The sequence below is a fragment of the Butyricimonas faecihominis genome (assembly GCF_033096445.1).
Classification (GTDB): domain Bacteria; phylum Bacteroidota; class Bacteroidia; order Bacteroidales; family Marinifilaceae; genus Butyricimonas; species Butyricimonas faecihominis.
The window spans coordinates 2313234-2329077 of record NZ_AP028155.1 but is presented as its reverse complement, the minus strand read 5'-3'; the positions used below and the strand labels follow the sequence as shown (position 1 = coordinate 2329077).

Annotated in this window: 12 protein-coding genes; 6 read left to right on the top strand and 6 right to left on the bottom strand. The window is 44.8% G+C overall.

Features of this window, described 5'->3' with window-relative positions; translation table 11 throughout:
* Positions 1-111: 111 nt before the first annotated feature.
* The 6 genes from mnmA to R8806_RS09655 are packed head-to-tail and all read right to left on the bottom strand — an operon-like array spanning position 112 to position 5871.
* Complete coding sequence (mnmA, locus tag R8806_RS09680; RefSeq protein WP_229782909.1) at positions 112-1242, bottom strand: tRNA 2-thiouridine(34) synthase MnmA; 1131 nt, start codon at positions 1240-1242, stop codon at positions 112-114.
* 10 nt (positions 1243-1252) lie between these two features.
* On the bottom strand, positions 1253-2011 hold the full coding sequence (gene trmB, locus R8806_RS09675) for a tRNA (guanosine(46)-N7)-methyltransferase TrmB (protein ID WP_124316731.1): 759 nt from the start codon (positions 2009-2011) through the stop codon (positions 1253-1255).
* On the bottom strand, positions 1998-2477 hold the full coding sequence (locus tag R8806_RS09670; RefSeq protein WP_124316732.1) for a gliding motility lipoprotein GldH: 480 nt from the start codon (positions 2475-2477) through the stop codon (positions 1998-2000). The genes trmB and R8806_RS09670 overlap by 14 nt, the downstream gene beginning before the upstream one ends.
* Positions 2478-2491: 14 nt before the next feature.
* Positions 2492-3112 (bottom strand): NUDIX hydrolase, encoded by a 621-nt coding sequence (locus tag R8806_RS09665; RefSeq protein ID WP_124316733.1) that lies wholly within the window; start codon positions 3110-3112, stop codon positions 2492-2494.
* Between the two features lie 49 nt (positions 3113-3161).
* Positions 3162-4922, bottom strand: coding sequence for a gamma-glutamyl-gamma-aminobutyrate hydrolase family protein (locus R8806_RS09660; RefSeq protein ID WP_124316734.1), 1761 nt, complete (start codon positions 4920-4922; stop codon positions 3162-3164).
* A 58-nt stretch (positions 4923-4980) separates the two neighbouring features.
* Positions 4981-5871 (bottom strand): S66 peptidase family protein, encoded by an 891-nt coding sequence (locus R8806_RS09655; RefSeq protein WP_124316735.1) that lies wholly within the window; start codon positions 5869-5871, stop codon positions 4981-4983.
* Between the two features lie 91 nt (positions 5872-5962).
* Here R8806_RS09655 and metG point away from each other — a divergent pair, with 91 nt between their 5' ends.
* From metG to R8806_RS09625, 6 genes are all read left to right on the top strand, one after another.
* Positions 5963-7993 (top strand): methionine--tRNA ligase, encoded by a 2031-nt coding sequence (metG, locus tag R8806_RS09650; protein WP_124316736.1) that lies wholly within the window; start codon positions 5963-5965, stop codon positions 7991-7993.
* 437 nt (positions 7994-8430) lie between these two features.
* On the top strand, positions 8431-8670 hold the full coding sequence (locus R8806_RS09645; protein WP_087420982.1) for a hypothetical protein: 240 nt from the start codon (positions 8431-8433) through the stop codon (positions 8668-8670).
* A gap of 184 nt (positions 8671-8854) precedes the next feature.
* Positions 8855-9436, top strand: coding sequence for an RNA polymerase sigma-70 factor (locus R8806_RS09640; RefSeq protein WP_167513902.1), 582 nt, complete (start codon positions 8855-8857; stop codon positions 9434-9436).
* A gap of 361 nt (positions 9437-9797) precedes the next feature.
* On the top strand, positions 9798-10961 hold the full coding sequence (locus R8806_RS09635; RefSeq protein WP_124316628.1) for a FecR family protein: 1164 nt from the start codon (positions 9798-9800) through the stop codon (positions 10959-10961).
* A 141-nt stretch (positions 10962-11102) separates the two neighbouring features.
* Positions 11103-14327: a SusC/RagA family TonB-linked outer membrane protein gene (locus R8806_RS09630; RefSeq protein ID WP_124316629.1), complete on the top strand. Its 3225-nt coding sequence runs from the start codon at positions 11103-11105 to the stop codon at positions 14325-14327.
* Positions 14328-14344: 17 nt separating this feature from the next.
* Positions 14345-15841, top strand: a complete 1497-nt coding sequence (locus R8806_RS09625) for a RagB/SusD family nutrient uptake outer membrane protein (RefSeq protein ID WP_317715816.1) — start codon at positions 14345-14347, stop codon at positions 15839-15841.
* The last annotated feature ends 3 nt before the right edge of the window (positions 15842-15844 follow it).

Here is a 15844-nt window from a genome sequence, read left to right as displayed (position 1 = left end):
TTCGCGAGTATGGGTAAGGGATTTTGTACCCGCGATTAGGTTGAGGGATTATAATACATTAGGCTGGAAGAAGAGAGTTCGATTTTCTTTTTCCAGCTTAAATTTTTGTATTCAGATAATGATTCCTCCCCCCACGACGTCGATCTCTTCATATAGAACCGCACTTTGCCCCGGGGTGATCGAATCCATTCCTTCGTGAAATTCTACTCGAAGGAAGTCGTTTTCGTGATAGACGGAGGCTTGCGCTCCCCGGTTGCGATAACGAATTTTGGCGTTTACTTCGAAGCCATCGGGTAGGGAGGCGTACTTCATTAGGTTAATATCCTTTGCCCGGAACGTTTTTCCTTGTAGTTCTTCCCGGGTTCCCAGCACGACTTCATTGCTTTCCGGTCGGATGTCGACCACGAACATGGGATGTCCTAGGGCGATGCCGAGTCCCTTGCGTTGTCCGATCGTGTAGTTGGGGAATCCCCGGTGTTCTCCCAAGCGTTTGCCGGAAGTGTCAACAAACAATCCGGGACCGTATTTCTCTGTAAAGTTTTCCACGTTCTCTGCGAGGAAGGTACGGTAATCATTATCCGGGATGAAACAGATTTCCTGACTCTCGCTTTTCTTGGAGAGTTTCTCGTATCCTTTCTCCAAGGCAATTTGTCGTACTTCAGGTTTTGTTAATTCCCCCAGTGGAAAGATCGTGCGAGCAAGATTTTCTTGGGTTAACGTCCAGAGAAAATAAGTTTGGTCTTTGGTCTCGTCCACACCTTTGCGCAGAAAATAACGTCCGTCCTGTTGACCGATGCGGGCATAGTGTCCCGTGGCAATATAATCACAGTCTAGCTCGTCGGCCATGGCAATCAATTTTCCCCACTTGATCGTGGAATTACAGAGTACGCAAGGATTGGGCGTGTGCCCTTGCAAGTATTCATCGATGAAATTCCGAATCACCAGATCATTAAAATCTTTCCGAATATCGAGAATATGATGTTCAAATCCCATTTGCTGGGCCATGTGTTTAGCCTCGAAAATGGCGTTCACGCTGCAACACCCCTTTTCTTTCTCCATGCAGGCTTGGGAGATTTGATCGTATACCCGATAAGTAACTCCTACCAGCTCGTACCCTTGGTCTTGTAACAACATGGCTGCCACCGTGCTATCAATTCCACCGCTCATCGCCATTAATACCCGGGGAGAATTCGCCTTCGGCGAGTTACAAATTGGCAGGTTACAGGTTACAGGTTCTTTCATTTTTTCATTTTCAATTTTCAACTTTCAATTGTCTCGTCATGAATTGTGTTTCACTGTGATAATCATCCTTTTCAATGTCGATTTCAGGTTCCATGAGTTGGGACGATCCGGCCAATGAAAATTGGATATATTTAATGGTTTTACCTCGTGACAGCCACTGTCGTTCATAAAAAGTCTTGATACCTAAAATCTTATCATCCAGTCCAACCCCGTAAAGATCATCCGTGTTGACGTTCACGGGGAGGTGGTTCACCTTGACCAGTTCTGCCGTGTATTGATAGAGGAAAGGGCTATCTGTTTTCAAATGGATGAGGCCGTCTTCCTTCAAAAACTTTCGGTACAGGGAGAGAAAACGGGTTCCCGTGAGGCGTTTGCGGGCTTTTGCCATTTGAGGGTCGGGAAAGGTAATCCAAATTTCGGAAACTTCTCCGGGTGCGAAAATAGATTCCAGTTCTTCTGCGTGAGTACGCAGGAAAACAACGTTTTTCATTCCTTTTTCTTTCGCGGCTTTCGCCCCTGTCCACATTCGGGCTCCTTTGATGTCAAGCCCGATAAAGTTCTTTTCGGGATAGAGTTCGCCTAATCCCACGGAGTACTCCCCTTTACCGCATCCCACTTCTAAAACGATCGGGTGATCATTGCCGAAAACCTGTTTTCCCCATTTTCCTTTTAACTTGTAATCCGTGCGGAATACTTCTTCATGGGTGGGTTGGAACACGTTTTCCAAGGTTTCCATTTCGGCAAATTTCGCCAATTTATTCTTCGCCATAATAAGTTGTGGATTTTATTTTAATTCCTATGTTTTTAATCCCTTTCAGTTGTTTATCTTTCATCCGGTGTTTGATTTCCATGGTATAAATACCCGTGGAGTCAAAATGGAAAATCCGGTCAATCGGTTGTACGACTGTTTTTAGTCCCGTGAGTCCTTGGCCGACCCACCTGCCGTTATTGTCGACAATGATAATGTCTGAATTCTCTTTATCCACTTCTACTCCTTGATGTCGGATGATCAAGTAGCAACTGATATTTCTTTGTTTGTAGTCAGTAGAGTGACGGATGCAGGTGCTGACATGATAACTGCCGGGTTGCGTGATGTTGAATTCGAATTTGTAATTGCTGTCTCGTTCCCATGTTTCGCTGCCAAGTGTTTTGTATTTTTCCTGTGTGGTGGAAAAATTACAAGCCATGCAGCCGAGTAACAGGAAGAGAATGTATATACAAAATTTGTTCTTCATCTTGCGTTCAGTCGTTATTGTTCGTTTTTTACCATGGCTTCCAGTTCTGCGATCATCATGGCCGTGGCTCCCCAGATGAAATTTTCTCCGATCTTGTAACCCGGGGCTATGATTTTTTGTTCCTGCCGGTACAATACCTGACTTGTTTTATTCTTGTCGTCCAGTAAGTCTTTTAACGGAATGATGATCACTTTTTCTACTTCATTTTTCGAGAGTACAAAATTAGGCATTTCCGGGATAGTTCCAACAAAGGGCGTTATATTAAAGTTACTTAATGGAATATACACGTCACTTAATTTTCCGATAACCGTGACCTCCTTGGGGGGTACCCCAATCTCTTCTTCACATTCCCGTAATGCCGTGTTCAGGCTATTCCCGTCTCCCGGTTCACTTTTACCACCGGGTAAGGCCATTTGTCCCCCATGATATTTCCCTGCATTTGTTCTTTTGATGAAAGGTATCGCCAAGTCTCCTTGGTAGGGAACAAGGAGCATCATAACGGCACTGCTAATGGGATGACCTTGATGGATTCCCTCTTTCCCTTCCACGTATTTCGGCTGGGGAGACATCCGTTCTTGTGCTGTTTCACCGGGTAGTTTGTGTATAAATTTCTGGTGTAACGTTTCGATCGTCATGGTTTAAAATGTGAAATTTAGCATGAGCTGAAAATTGCAAGCTTGTATTTTAATTTTGAACGGTATTCAATACTCTCAATAAATTATCTCCCCATAATTTATGCAGTTCTTCGGCGGTGTACCCTTGTCGGAGAAGTTCAACCGTGAGGTTAATCACTTCATTGGCAGCCCGGCAACCGGTTAGTTTTTCCGTGTCGTCACCGTCAAAGTCTGTGCCGATACCCACGTGGTCAATGCCGACAAGTCGCACGATATGATTGATATGTGCCACGGCGTCCAGAATCGTCGGGTTGGGTTGTTTGCTTAGGAACCAGTTATAGAGGCATACCTGCACCACTCCACCTTTGGCCGCGATCGCCCTGATCTGATCATCCGTGAGGTTTCTTGGGTGATCGCATAAAGCTCGTGCGGAAGAGTGGGATGCGATGATGGGTGCCGTGCTGAGTTCCAGAACATCCTGCACCGTTTTCGCGCTGGTATGCGAGATGTCGATGATGATACCGAGACGGTTCATCTCTTTCACTACTTCCCGACCGAACGGGCTCAATCCGTCATGTTCCGGCTCACCCTTGGCGGAATCGCATATATCATTGCTGCCGTTGTGGCATAAGGTAATGTACGTGATTCCCATGTCTTTGAACATGGAAAGATTGTTGAGGTCTTTGCCGATGGCATACCCGTTCTCGATGGCAAGGAAGATGGCTTTCTTCCCGGCATTTTTCAAGTAGATCAAATCATCCACGTTATAGGCAATACCTACTTGGCTTTCGTTGAGTTTTACCTGTTCGGAAATCTGGTAAAAGATATCCACGGCTTTTTGCGTGGCAGCTTGCAGGGATTCATCATCCCGGGCATCTTGATGAAGATAGGCTACCATGAAAACGGCATCTTCTCGTCCTTCCTGCATTTTGGGGAGATCGACTTTGACATCCTCGTGACGTTCCCCGAAATTGAATCCTTCGGTGAATTTCATCGGGGTGTCACAATGGGAATCCACGATAAGACTGTTTCGATGAATCTCTTTGGCTTTCTTAAACAAGGTTGCCTCGTCCACAAAATAATGAAATAACTTCATCATTTGCTCATCCGGGCGAACGGCCATTTTCTCCGGGTGCCATTGCACGCTGAATACGCGGTGCCCGGGCATCCCTTCCATGGCCTCCACGATCCCGTCGGGAGAGGTGGCACTTACCCGGAATCCGGGAGCCACGTCTTTGACTGCTTGATGGTGGTATGAATTCACGATCAAGGAGTCAGTTCCGAGAACGGAGTGGAGTACGGTGTTGTTGACAACGTTTACCGTGTGGGAACCGAATTCCCGGCTGATGGACTGGCTGTGTTTCAATAATTGCTGTTCATGCTGGGAATAGATGTCCTGATAGTTTGTCCCCCCGAAAGCCATGTTGATGATCTGGTGCCCGCGGCAGATTCCGAAGATGGGGATTTGTCGGTCGGCGGCCAGTTTTACCAACGTGAAATCGAATTGATCTCTGGCGGCATCAATACTTCCAAGCGGGGGGAGAGGCTCCTCGTTCCCGTACAGCGGATTAATATCCCCACCTCCGGTAAGCATCAATCCGTCGAGTGTTTCGATGGTCTTCCGGAGCGTTTCGATGTCGTTATGCACGGGAAGTAGCACGGGTATTGCGCCCGCCTGAAGGATTGAAATCACGTATGAGTGTTCGATACACGAGTTCCCGTTTTCGAAATTGGCAGAAATGCCGATCAAGGGCAAATCGTGTTGTGACTGGCGATGGTCAATCGCCCGGTATAGGGTGTCCAGCTTTGCCGGATAAACAATATTATTCATTGCAATGTAAATTAAAAATAGAGTTACCAATAAAATTTTGTGCATGGCTTGTACGTGATCAGGGGAAATGTAGTTCCGCTCCTTTCGGGTGAACGACTAATTCCACGTTTGCTCCCAAGATCAGGGGAAAATTGTCGCGCACGTGTCCGGCCGGAAGACCGAAACACACGGGATACGTGTAATCTTCCACGGCGTCATGAATCAGTTTATACACTTCTGCTTTAAATTCCGGGGTCGATTCTTTTCCGAATTCCCCGACTACCAATCCGGCCAGATGTTGGAATTTCCCGGCGTATTTCATACATTTCACGTTCCGGTCAATTTCGTACAGATCGTCAGACGGGTCCTCGATGAAAAGGATCGTCCCTCTCGTGTTCCGTTCGATGCAAGTGTCATGCAGGTTATGCACCCATTGCAACATTCCACCGATCATTTCGGTTTCCACGATTCCCGGTCGGTTGAACGGGTGTGCAGGGATGGCGTACGAGGAAATGATCCCGAAAAGGAAATTCCGTAATTGCGTGACCACTTCCGGGGAAGTTGTATTGTAATCGGAAGGCATGAAGGCGTGTAAACTCTCGATTCCGAGGGAATGGAGTTTGGCGTGTAACACCGTGATGTCGTTCATCCCGATCACCCATTTGGGGTTTCCTTGAAATATGGAATAATCCGCCTCTTGTACGATACGTAACATCCCGTAATCTCCCGCCATGCACCAGATGGCCCGGATGTCCTCGGCGTCAAGGGCTGTTTGTAAATCATGTAATCGTTCTTCATCCGTGCCTGCCAATCTCCCGTGTCGGGAAAGAACGTGTTGTCCGGGTACTGGCTCCAACTCCCAAGAGGTCAGGAGTGAACAGGCCGCATCCAGCTGTTCTTTTGTTGCAACGCCAGAGGGTGAAATTAAAGCCACCTTATCTCCCGGCTGCAGGTATATAGGTCGTAACATAAAAGTTGAAGTTTTGTTATTATAGTACGAAGGTAACTAATATTTTTCTAACTTTGCGCCACTAGAGTTCAAAAGTTTATAAACTGGATATATGAGTAAGTTCAAGAGAAATTTGATTACCACGGCTTTGCCCTACGCGAATGGACCCGTGCATATCGGACACTTGGCGGGGGTATACGTGCCTGCCGATATTTACGTGAGGTATCTGAGGAAGAAAGGTGAGGATGTGGCATTTATCGGTGGATCGGACGAACACGGGGTGCCGATCACGATCAAGGCTCAAAAAGAGGGTGTGACCCCGCAGGATATTGTCGATCGTTATCACAAGATCATCAAGGATTCTTTCGAGGAATTGGGTATTTCGTTTGATATATATTCCCGGACAAGTTCGAAGACGCATCACGAGTTATCTTCCGCTTTTTTCAAGAAGCTGTATGACGAGGGAAAATTTATCGAAAAGACCTCGATGCAGTTCTACGACGAGAAGGCAGGGCAATTTTTGGCAGACCGTTATATCGTGGGGAAATGTCCTCATTGCGGTAACGAACGGGCATACGGGGATCAGTGTGAGGCTTGTGGAACTAGCTTGAACGCTACCGATTTGATTGACCCGGTGTCTGCGATCACGGGAAACAAACCGGAACTGAAAGAAACAAAACACTGGTATCTGCCTTTGGATCAGTATGAAGGTTGGTTGAAAGAGTGGATTCTGGAAGAGCATAAAGAGTGGAAACCGAATGTTTACGGGCAATGTAAATCTTGGTTGGACAACGGTTTGCAACCTCGTGCGGTGACCCGTGACTTGGATTGGGGAGTACCCGTTCCAATCGAGGGAGCCGAGGGAAAAGTGCTTTACGTGTGGTTTGATGCCCCGATCGGGTATATCTCTGCCACGAAAGACCTGACTCCGGAATGGGAAAAATACTGGAAAGACCCGGAAACCCGGATGATTCATTTTATCGGGAAGGATAACATTGTTTTCCATTGTATTATTTTCCCGGCAATGTTGAAAGCCGATGGTTCTTATATATTACCGGATAATGTGCCGGCCAACGAGTTCTTGAATTTGGAAGGAGATAAAATTTCCACATCCCGGAACTGGGCGGTATGGTTGCACGAGTATCTCGTGGAGTTCCCCGGTAAACAGGACGTGTTACGCTACGTGTTGACGGCAAACGCTCCCGAGACGAAAGATAATGACTTTACTTGGAAAGATTTCCAAACTCGGAATAACAGCGAATTGGTGGCTATCTACGGGAACTTCATTAACCGTACGTTGGTGTTGACACAAAAGTATTTTGCCAACCGGGTACCGGAACGGGGCGAGTTGACGGATTACGATAAAGAAGTCTTGGCTGAAATTCCGCAAATCGTGGAACGTGTTGAGAAGAGTCTGGAGACCTTCCATTTTCGCGACGCGTTGAAAGAGGCGATGAATCTGGCTCGTTTGGGTAATAAATACTTGGCAGATACCGAACCTTGGAAAGTGATCAAGACGGACGAGGGACGGGTGAAGACGATTCTGAATATCTGTTTACAGATTTCTGCCAACCTTTCCACGTTGATGGAACCGTTCATGCCATTCTCTTCTCAGAAATTACGTGAGTTCATGAATATTGACGTGATTGATTGGGCTAAAATGGGTGATGGCGTGATTCCTGCCGGGCATGAATTGGGAGAGGCCGGATTGTTGTTCGAGAAGATCGAGGATGCGACGATACAGGCTCAAATTGATAAATTGTTGGCTACCAAGAAGGCAAACGAGATGGCATCCGTGAAGGCCGCCCCTGCCAAGGAGAATATCCAGTACGAGGATTTCATGAAGATAGATATTCGGGTAGGTAAGATCATCGCTGCCGAGAAAGTGGCTAAGACTAAGAAGTTGATGAAATTAACCGTGGACACGGGAATTGACGAACGTACGATTGTTTCGGGTATTGCCGAGCATTACACGCCGGAGGAGGTGATCGGGCGTCAAGTCAGCGTGTTGGTTAACTTGGAACCGAAACCGTTAAAGGGTATCGTGTCACAAGGAATGATCCTGATGGCCGAGAATGCCGACGGAACGCTTTCCTTTGTTTCACCGGATAAAGAGGTGAAACCGGGATCGGAAGTTCGATAAAGACTATTTACGCGGGATAACCCGATAGAATCATTACGGAATGTAGCGAATGGGACTGAAATGACCTTCGTTACATTCTTTTTTATGCCTGTTTTTATAAATATCAGCATAAAATCAAGATTCCCCGATAAATCGTTTCCCTTAAAAAATTGAGGTTTTAGGGGGTGAATTATGATTTCGTTAACGCTCTGTTGTGAGCATGAAATACCCTTTAACTCCTTGGATAGACGGGGAAAGCCGCTTTGGTTAATTATTATAAAAGAGAGGATTATCTTTTTTAAGCCTAACATATATTTAACCTTATGACAACTAAAGTATAACTTGGATAACTTTCCCGGTAGGGGGAAGTGTCGTACTTTTGTATTGTTGAAAGATAACAACAACGAAATAAAGAGAGTGATTAAAAATAGTTGTCTAATTTTTAAATATAAAATAAAATGATGAAGTATATTATAATAGTATTCGTGGCTGTAATTACAGTGTTTATCGGTGGACGTAGTTTAAACCAAGCTAAAGCTGAAAAAATCGTATGTGCTTATGCCGATCAAGAGAATGTAGAAAACACTACCGCGGTTGCTCCGGTGCAGAAAGTAGCAAGTCAAGACACGATCTTCGGACCGGTTAGTCTTCCCGAAGTGAAGGTAAATGTAAAAAGAAAAGTAAGCCAAGTTATTTAAGATAAGGTTATCTATTGAGAATAAGTAAAGAGAAGAGAGCTGTCTGCCGAATGGAAGACGGCTCTTTTTGATATTTGAAGTATTTATTTTGATTTGATAAAATAATACTTATTTTTGTAAACGCTTCTATTTATCGGAAGTTTTGATAGGAACGTGCGATAAGCAAATTAAGCATAGGGATTTGATGTATAATATTGATATTCAGTCACCGGAATTTGTGAAATGTCTGGAACGGGGGGAGCGGGAGGCTTTTCAGCGATTGTTCGAGATGTATCATAAGGCGCTATGCTTTTTCGCGACTCGTATAGTGCGGGATAGTTTGGAGGCGGAAGACATCGTGCAGGATGTTTTTCTCGCTTTCTGGAGAATGGATCGGGGTGGCTTCCCTAATTTGAAAACAGTAAAAACTTTTCTGTATAATAGTGTGCAGCATCGGTGTCTGAATTATCTCCGGGATTTGGAGATTCGGGACCGGAATTATCGAAATCTGAAACGGGAAGAGTTGGACGAAGACTATTTTCTTTGTCAACAGATCCGGGCAGAAGTGGTGGCGGAACTTTTTGGGGCAATTGACGAGCTACCTGATAAGTGCAAGGAAATTTTTAAACGTTCTTACGTGGATGGACAGGAGGATAAGAAGATTGCCGAAGAATTGGATATATCGTTGAATACTATCAAAACACAGAAACAACGGGCAAAGTCTTATTTACGGGGTAGATTAGGTGATTTGTTCGTTTATGCAGGGATGTTTTTTCCTGGTTTGTAATGAAGGTCTTTTCGTAATGATTCCTCTTTTGCCGGGGATGATCTTATCTTAATTATGGGAATTACTAGGCTGTTACTAGACTGTTGGGCGACAGTTAGGCGCTGTCGCCGCATACTCGCCCCATTATAGCCCGATGATAGCCGCCATTTTAACAAACAATAAATAAAAATAACTCGAACAGAACTTCTGTTTTGGCATACGATAACGAATTTTCTCGCAAGTAAGAAGGTGTCTTCATGCATTTATTGTTACAGGGAATCATTAGAGGTTATGTGGTATTACGTGTACGTGATGATATTTTTTTCATACTCTTGTCACCTATTTGTCGATCGAGTGTGTTTAAGGTGTAAAATTCAGGTATATGAAAGTTACAAAAGACATACATGAGTTGATCCTGGCTTATTTACGGGAGGATATTTCGGAAGAGGAAATGAGCCGTCTTCGGGTGTGGTTGGATGAAAACGAGCGGCATCAGAGGTTATTGGAAGAGTTGTGGGATAAGGATGTTTTGCAACGGGAGATCGTGGAGTACGCATCGTTTGACACGTCCCGGCGGTGGGAACAGTTGAAGGAGGTGATGGAAAAACCGGTTCGGAAGGGACGTTCTTTGTTGAAAGTGTGGGGAGCGGTGGCTGCCGTGGTGGTGGCTTTCGTGGGAGGACTGATTTATTGGCAAATGGCCGGTTCGTCTCAACCGGAAACGAAACAAGTCGCTGTTGCCCGGATAGAACAGGGTGGAACACGGGCCGTGCTGATAACAGGGACGGGGAAACACGTGGTGTTACAGGGATTGAAAGATACCTGTTTAAATATAACGGGGATGGAGACCTTGAATATTGGCGAGGACGGTAGTTTGAAGTATTCTTTATCTGCACTTTCGAGTATGCCGGAATGGCACACGTTACGAATTCCGAAGGGAGGGGAGTACAAAATCGTGCTGGATGATGGCACTGAAATCTGGTTAAATAGTGCGTCCGAGTTGAAATATCCCGCTCACTTTGTCGGTAACGAGCGGCGGGTGCAGTTGACCGGGGAGGCGTATTTTCAAGTGGCACGGAACGAGGCGGCCCCGTTTATCGTGGAGACTCGGGATATGGACGTGAAGGTGTTAGGGACTTCTTTTAACGTGTCGATATATGAGGATGAGGGAAGTTGTCATGCGACGTTAGTCGAGGGGCGGGTTGAAGTGAACGATAAGGTGAATGGAGAAAAGGTTGTGTTAACACCCGGGAAACAAGCGCTATTGCAGGGGAAAGAGATGACCGTCCGGGAAGTAAATACCAAGTTATATACCTTGTGGCGACTGGATCGATTTACTTTTGCCAGCGAGGATATGGAAGGGGTGATTCGGAAGTTATCCCGTTGGTACAACGTGGAATTCTTCTTCTCGAATCCTTCGATGAAACAAAAACGATTCACGGGGTCATTACCGAAATATGCGGATATATGTCAGGTGTTGAAGATGATCGAGATGACCACGGATGTTAAATTTGAAATAAAAGAGAATACAATAATAATACGATAAAAAACAGGAAGTGTTCGTACCACTTCCTGTGACATTGAAAAATTGATTTTAGTACAAACAATTTAACCTTACAAAATTATGAAAAAAAACCCAAATGTAAGGGCAGGAGGACAGCATGCCTTAGAAAAAATTAGTATGGTTATGAAACTCTGTCTTTTCCTGTTGTCGTTTTTAGTTTATTCGGTGTCCGCTAAAAGCATGGCACAGAATGTCAAGTTATCCATGGAGAAAAAATCGGAAAGTTTGGTGAAAGTTTTAAATGAACTGGGAGAGAAATCCGGTTATGAATTCTTTTACAATGATGATGAGGTGAGTGGGGTGAACGTGTCGGTTTCCGTGAAGAATGCGACAGTACGGGAAATATTAGAGAGCGTTCTGAAGGGAACGTCATTGGTTTATCATATCGTGGATAACGTGATTGTGATCTCTCCGAAGGTGAATGATGAACGTCCGGTTGCATGGCGGGTGTCCGGTGTGGTTAAGGATGGGAGGGGTATACCTTTGATTGGGGTTACGGTATCCTTAAAGGGGACAACCGTCGGAGTGGCAACAGATAAGGATGGGAAGTTTATTTTTGAATTTCAGAAAAGGGATAGTGTTGTGTTGGTATTTTCTTTCGTGGGAATGGTGACGCAAGAGAAAATTATAAAAACAAAAGAAACCAAAAATCTTGTTGTCGTGATGAAAGAAGACGTGGGGGAGCTGGATGAGGTGGTGATAACCGGATTCGGTAGTAAGGCGAAAAATAGTTACACGGGAGCGGCGACTTCGGTTGATAGAAAACAGTTGCTGACTGCCGGGACGAGAAGTTTGTTGAAAAGTTTGGCCGCTTTTGTCCCAGGTATGCAGATCGTGACGAATAACGATATGGGTTCAGACCCGAACACGAAACCGGAGATTTTGATCCGGGGACGGAGTAGTTTCGAGGGGGCGTCTAACGTGCCGACGTTTATTGTCGACGGGGCAGAGGTTAGTTTGGATTATGTTTTTGATATGGATGTGAATGATGTGGAGAACGTGACTGTGTTGAAAGATGCATCCGCTTCGGCTCTATATGGAGCTAAGGCTTCCAAAGGGGTTATTGTTATCACGACGAAGCCGTTGAAAGGTGGTAAAATGAGAGTCTCGTATGACGGAACTTTCGGGGCTTCGTTCCCGGATCTTAGTGATTACGACTTATTAAATGCCGAGGAAAAGTTGGAATACGAGAGAAGGGCGCATTTGTATGATGGGATGGGTGATGACGGGTACGAGAAAGACGTGGAGTATAATGAAATCTACAAGCGGGTGAGGGCTGGAGTTGACACGGACTGGATGTCGAAACCGTTGCGCAATTCTTTCACGCAAAATCATAACGTGAATATTTCCGGGGGAGATGATTTTATTCGGTATAGTTTGTCTGTGCGCTATGGTAGAGAAGAGGGGGTGATGAAGGAATCGAAGCGCGATCGTTATTCGATGAGTTTTAAGTTGTCATACAATAAGCAAGATCGTTTTTTTATCAATAGTACAACAACCATTAATGTCGTGAATAACGAGAATTCTCCATATGGTTCTTTCTCCAAGTATGTAGATTTGAATCCTTATGATCCAGTATATAATGAGGATGGGTCATGGAATAAATTGTTGACACATTATATATACAATCCCCTGTACGAGGCATCGTTGGGAAGTTATGACAAGGGCGAGCAGTTTTATCTGAACACGATTTTGAATTTGCGCGTGGAAGTGTTGAAGGGATTGCGCATGGAGGGACAGTTTTCTCTGAACAAGTCGAAAGATGATACAGAAGTGTTTGTTTCTCCTCAATCCAACACATTCAACGATGTAGTAACTGAGGAAAAAGGAAGTATCACCGTCAGCAACACGAAAAGGATGACATATGAAGGTCGTTTGATGTTAACTTACAACAAAATGTTTGGTGAAAGTACTTTGTTGAATGTACTTGGCGGTGGAACGATTTCATCCAGCGACGGAAATTCAAACAGTTATTCGGGAGTAGGAATCTTTTCTGATAAATTGGCTCACCCGGCTTTCACGTCGAGATACCCGGAAAACGGAAGACCTACGGGAAGTCAGGATATAGAACGCTCGATGGGATTTTTCGTGAACGGGAACATGATTTATGACAATCGTTATTTCTTGGATGTCGCTATTCGTTACGAGGGAAGCTCTAAATTCGGTTCAGACCAACGTTATGCACCTTTTTGGAGTGTCGGTGGCGGATGGAATATTCACAAGGAAAAGTTTATGCCTACTTCCGCCACGGATGTATTGAAATTACGCGCTAGCGTGGGATATACCGGGAATGCCTCTTTTTCTCCTTATCAGGCGATGACAACTTATAAATACGATGCCGATTTGAATTACGGCAAAGGGATCGGTGCGGTTCCTATGGCTATCGGTAATCCGGATTTGAAGTGGGAGCGTACGTTGACCTATAATGCGGGATTGGATGTCGTGTTATTTTCCAACCGATGGGATATGACACTCGATTGGTACCGGAAGGTGACGGATGATTTGTTGTTGGACGTGACAAAAGCCCCGTCTGTAGGAACGTCTTCGGCTAAAGAGAACATCGGTAAATTGCAGAATAACGGGATTGAATTTCAAACCCGGGTGACGGCTATCAACAATCAGAACTGGAATTGGGCAATGTCATTAACGATACAACACAATGAAAATAAGATCAAGAAGATTAGTAATGCTCTGAAGGCCATGAACGAGAAATTGAATGCCGAGAAGACGTTATTACCGCCCCCGGTGTATGAAGAGGGGCAATCTATCAGCGCGGTGAAAGCGGTAAAATCAGGGGGAATTGACCCGGCCACGGGACAAGAGATTTATATCGATATAGACGGGAATCCTACTTTCACGTATAATTATTGGGATAAGCGGGTGTATGGAGATGCCAACCCGGATATGTCCGGTGTTTTTGGTTCGTATCTGACTTTTAAGGGTTTCTCGTTAAACATGATGTTTGATTACTCCTTTGGCGGTACGATTTACAACCAGACGTTGGTTTCACGGGTGGAAGGATCTGACCCTCTGAAGAATGCGGATAAACGAGTGTTTTCTAGCCGATGGAAAGAGGCAGGAGATCAGGCGAAATATAAAGATATTGCCGATTCCTCGATGCCGGAAGTTACTAGCCGTTTTATTCGTGACGAGTATTATTTGAACATGAGAAGTTTGAGCCTGTCTTATGATTTTACATCTGATTTTTGTAAGAAAATATACTTAAGTCGTTTACGGGTTCAATTTATGACAAATGATTTATTCCGGATATCCACGGTTAAGCAGGAAAGAGGGTTGACCTATCCGTTTGCCAGAACTTTCGAGTTCTCTCTTAGTGCGGCATTTTAATAACAAATGAAGAAGATATGAAAAGAATAAGAAATAAATATAGTATGCTGGTTTGGGCTTTATGTTTCTGGACTCTTGCCGGGTGTGACAGTTATCTGGATGTAAATCCTAAAGGTACTTTGGAGCAAGAAAAGCAGTTTGAAGACGTGCAGGGATATCGTGACGCGATGTACGGGATTTATGCGACCATGGCTAAAACGAGTTTATACGGGGAAGCTCTGAGTTGGGGGTTCGTGGATTGGTTGGCACAATTGTCCTATGATAAATATATGCAGAGTGAAAAACTTGTGAACGTGAAAGCTGCTAATCAGTATAAATATGATGATCCGAATTTGGAGGGGCTAATCGGTAGTATTTGGGGAGAGGCATATCAATGTATTTCATACGCTAACAACGTGTTGGAGAATATTGAGACGGTTAATTTGGCGGAAGATCCGGATTACGCGTTGATTAAAGGAGAGGCATATGGGGTGCGTGCCATGTTGCATTTTGATCTATTGCGTTTGTTTGCCGAGAATATTCTTCTGCATCCGGATGCCGGGGGTATTCCATATGCTTATCATTTTGATTTGAAGAACAAGGAGGTTTTTTCGTTAAAAGAGAGTTATGACAACATTTTGGGAGACCTGACAAAGGCTGAGGCGTGTCTGGTAAATGATAACGAGATGAACCCATCGAATGCCGGTTCTGATTATCGAGTGGCTCGCGGAACGCATTGTAATAAATATGCTGTTTGGGCACTAAAAGCGCGGGTGTTTCATTATAAGGGGGATTTGGATAGTGCCGCATTCTATGCAGGGAAAGTAATCGATGCTCCGGATTTGTATTTGGTCCCGAGAGGAGCGTATGGAAATAAAGAGATGAAGCGTTTCCCCCGCGGGGATGAACCTAAGGAACGAGCTAGTAGTGAGATGATTTGGGGGCTGTACACAAGAATGATAGCAGATTCTTATAAAAATATGAATTTCGAGAATATAGGGGGGAGTGTAGTTGTGCTTCGGGATGATATAGATGATGTTTACGATATATCGAGGTCTTCTGCCACGAGTGAGGATGCTCGCTATAAAGCATTCTTTGCAAAAGTGGGAGAGATATCTTCAGATTACTTCTTTGTTCGTTTATTGGGGACAGAGGAGGACACGCACACCCTGCAGGGAGTTTGCCTGATCCGCTTGCCGGAGATGTATTACATATTGGCGGAGGCAACGTATTATCAGGATAAAGAGAAGGCTATGCGTTATTTTAATGATGTCCGGAATAGTCGGGGATTGAATGATTATGCTTCGGCAGAGGTAACTTCCCGGGAGGAGTTTATGGAGTTAGTTCTCGCGGAGCGTTATAAAGAATTTTGGGGAGAGGGGCAAACTTTCTTTTCTTACAAACGGGAAAATAAAGGGTTTAAACACCCGGATTCTTGGGATCATTATGGAGAGGTATATACCCCTTCGTCTGAAATGTTTGTATTGCCTTGGCCGAAAAAAGAATTGGAATTTGGTGGAACTAATAAAGACTGATCG

Bases quoted from the DNA above. Each gene is read 5' to 3' on its own strand.
- R8806_RS09640 (WP_167513902.1), top strand. From the start codon at position 8,855: ATGTATAATATTGATATTCAGTCACCGGAATTTGTGAAATGTCTGGAA.
- R8806_RS09635 (WP_124316628.1), top strand. From the start codon at position 9,798: ATGAAAGTTACAAAAGACATACATGAGTTGATCCTGGCTTATTTACGG.
- trmB (WP_124316731.1), bottom strand. From the start codon at position 2,011: ATGGCGAAGAATAAATTGGCGAAATTTGCCGAAATGGAAACCTTGGAA.
- R8806_RS09655 (WP_124316735.1), bottom strand. From the start codon at position 5,871: ATGTTACGACCTATATACCTGCAGCCGGGAGATAAGGTGGCTTTAATT.
- R8806_RS09660 (WP_124316734.1), bottom strand. From the start codon at position 4,922: ATGAATAATATTGTTTATCCGGCAAAGCTGGACACCCTATACCGGGCG.
- metG (WP_124316736.1), top strand. From the start codon at position 5,963: ATGAGTAAGTTCAAGAGAAATTTGATTACCACGGCTTTGCCCTACGCG.
- R8806_RS09630 (WP_124316629.1), top strand. From the start codon at position 11,103: ATGAAACTCTGTCTTTTCCTGTTGTCGTTTTTAGTTTATTCGGTGTCC.
- R8806_RS09625 (WP_317715816.1), top strand. From the start codon at position 14,345: ATGAAAAGAATAAGAAATAAATATAGTATGCTGGTTTGGGCTTTATGT.
- R8806_RS09670 (WP_124316732.1), bottom strand. From the start codon at position 2,477: ATGAAGAACAAATTTTGTATATACATTCTCTTCCTGTTACTCGGCTGC.
- R8806_RS09645 (WP_087420982.1), top strand. From the start codon at position 8,431: ATGATGAAGTATATTATAATAGTATTCGTGGCTGTAATTACAGTGTTT.
- R8806_RS09665 (WP_124316733.1), bottom strand. From the start codon at position 3,112: ATGACGATCGAAACGTTACACCAGAAATTTATACACAAACTACCCGGT.
- mnmA (WP_229782909.1), bottom strand. From the start codon at position 1,242: ATGAAAGAACCTGTAACCTGTAACCTGCCAATTTGTAACTCGCCGAAG.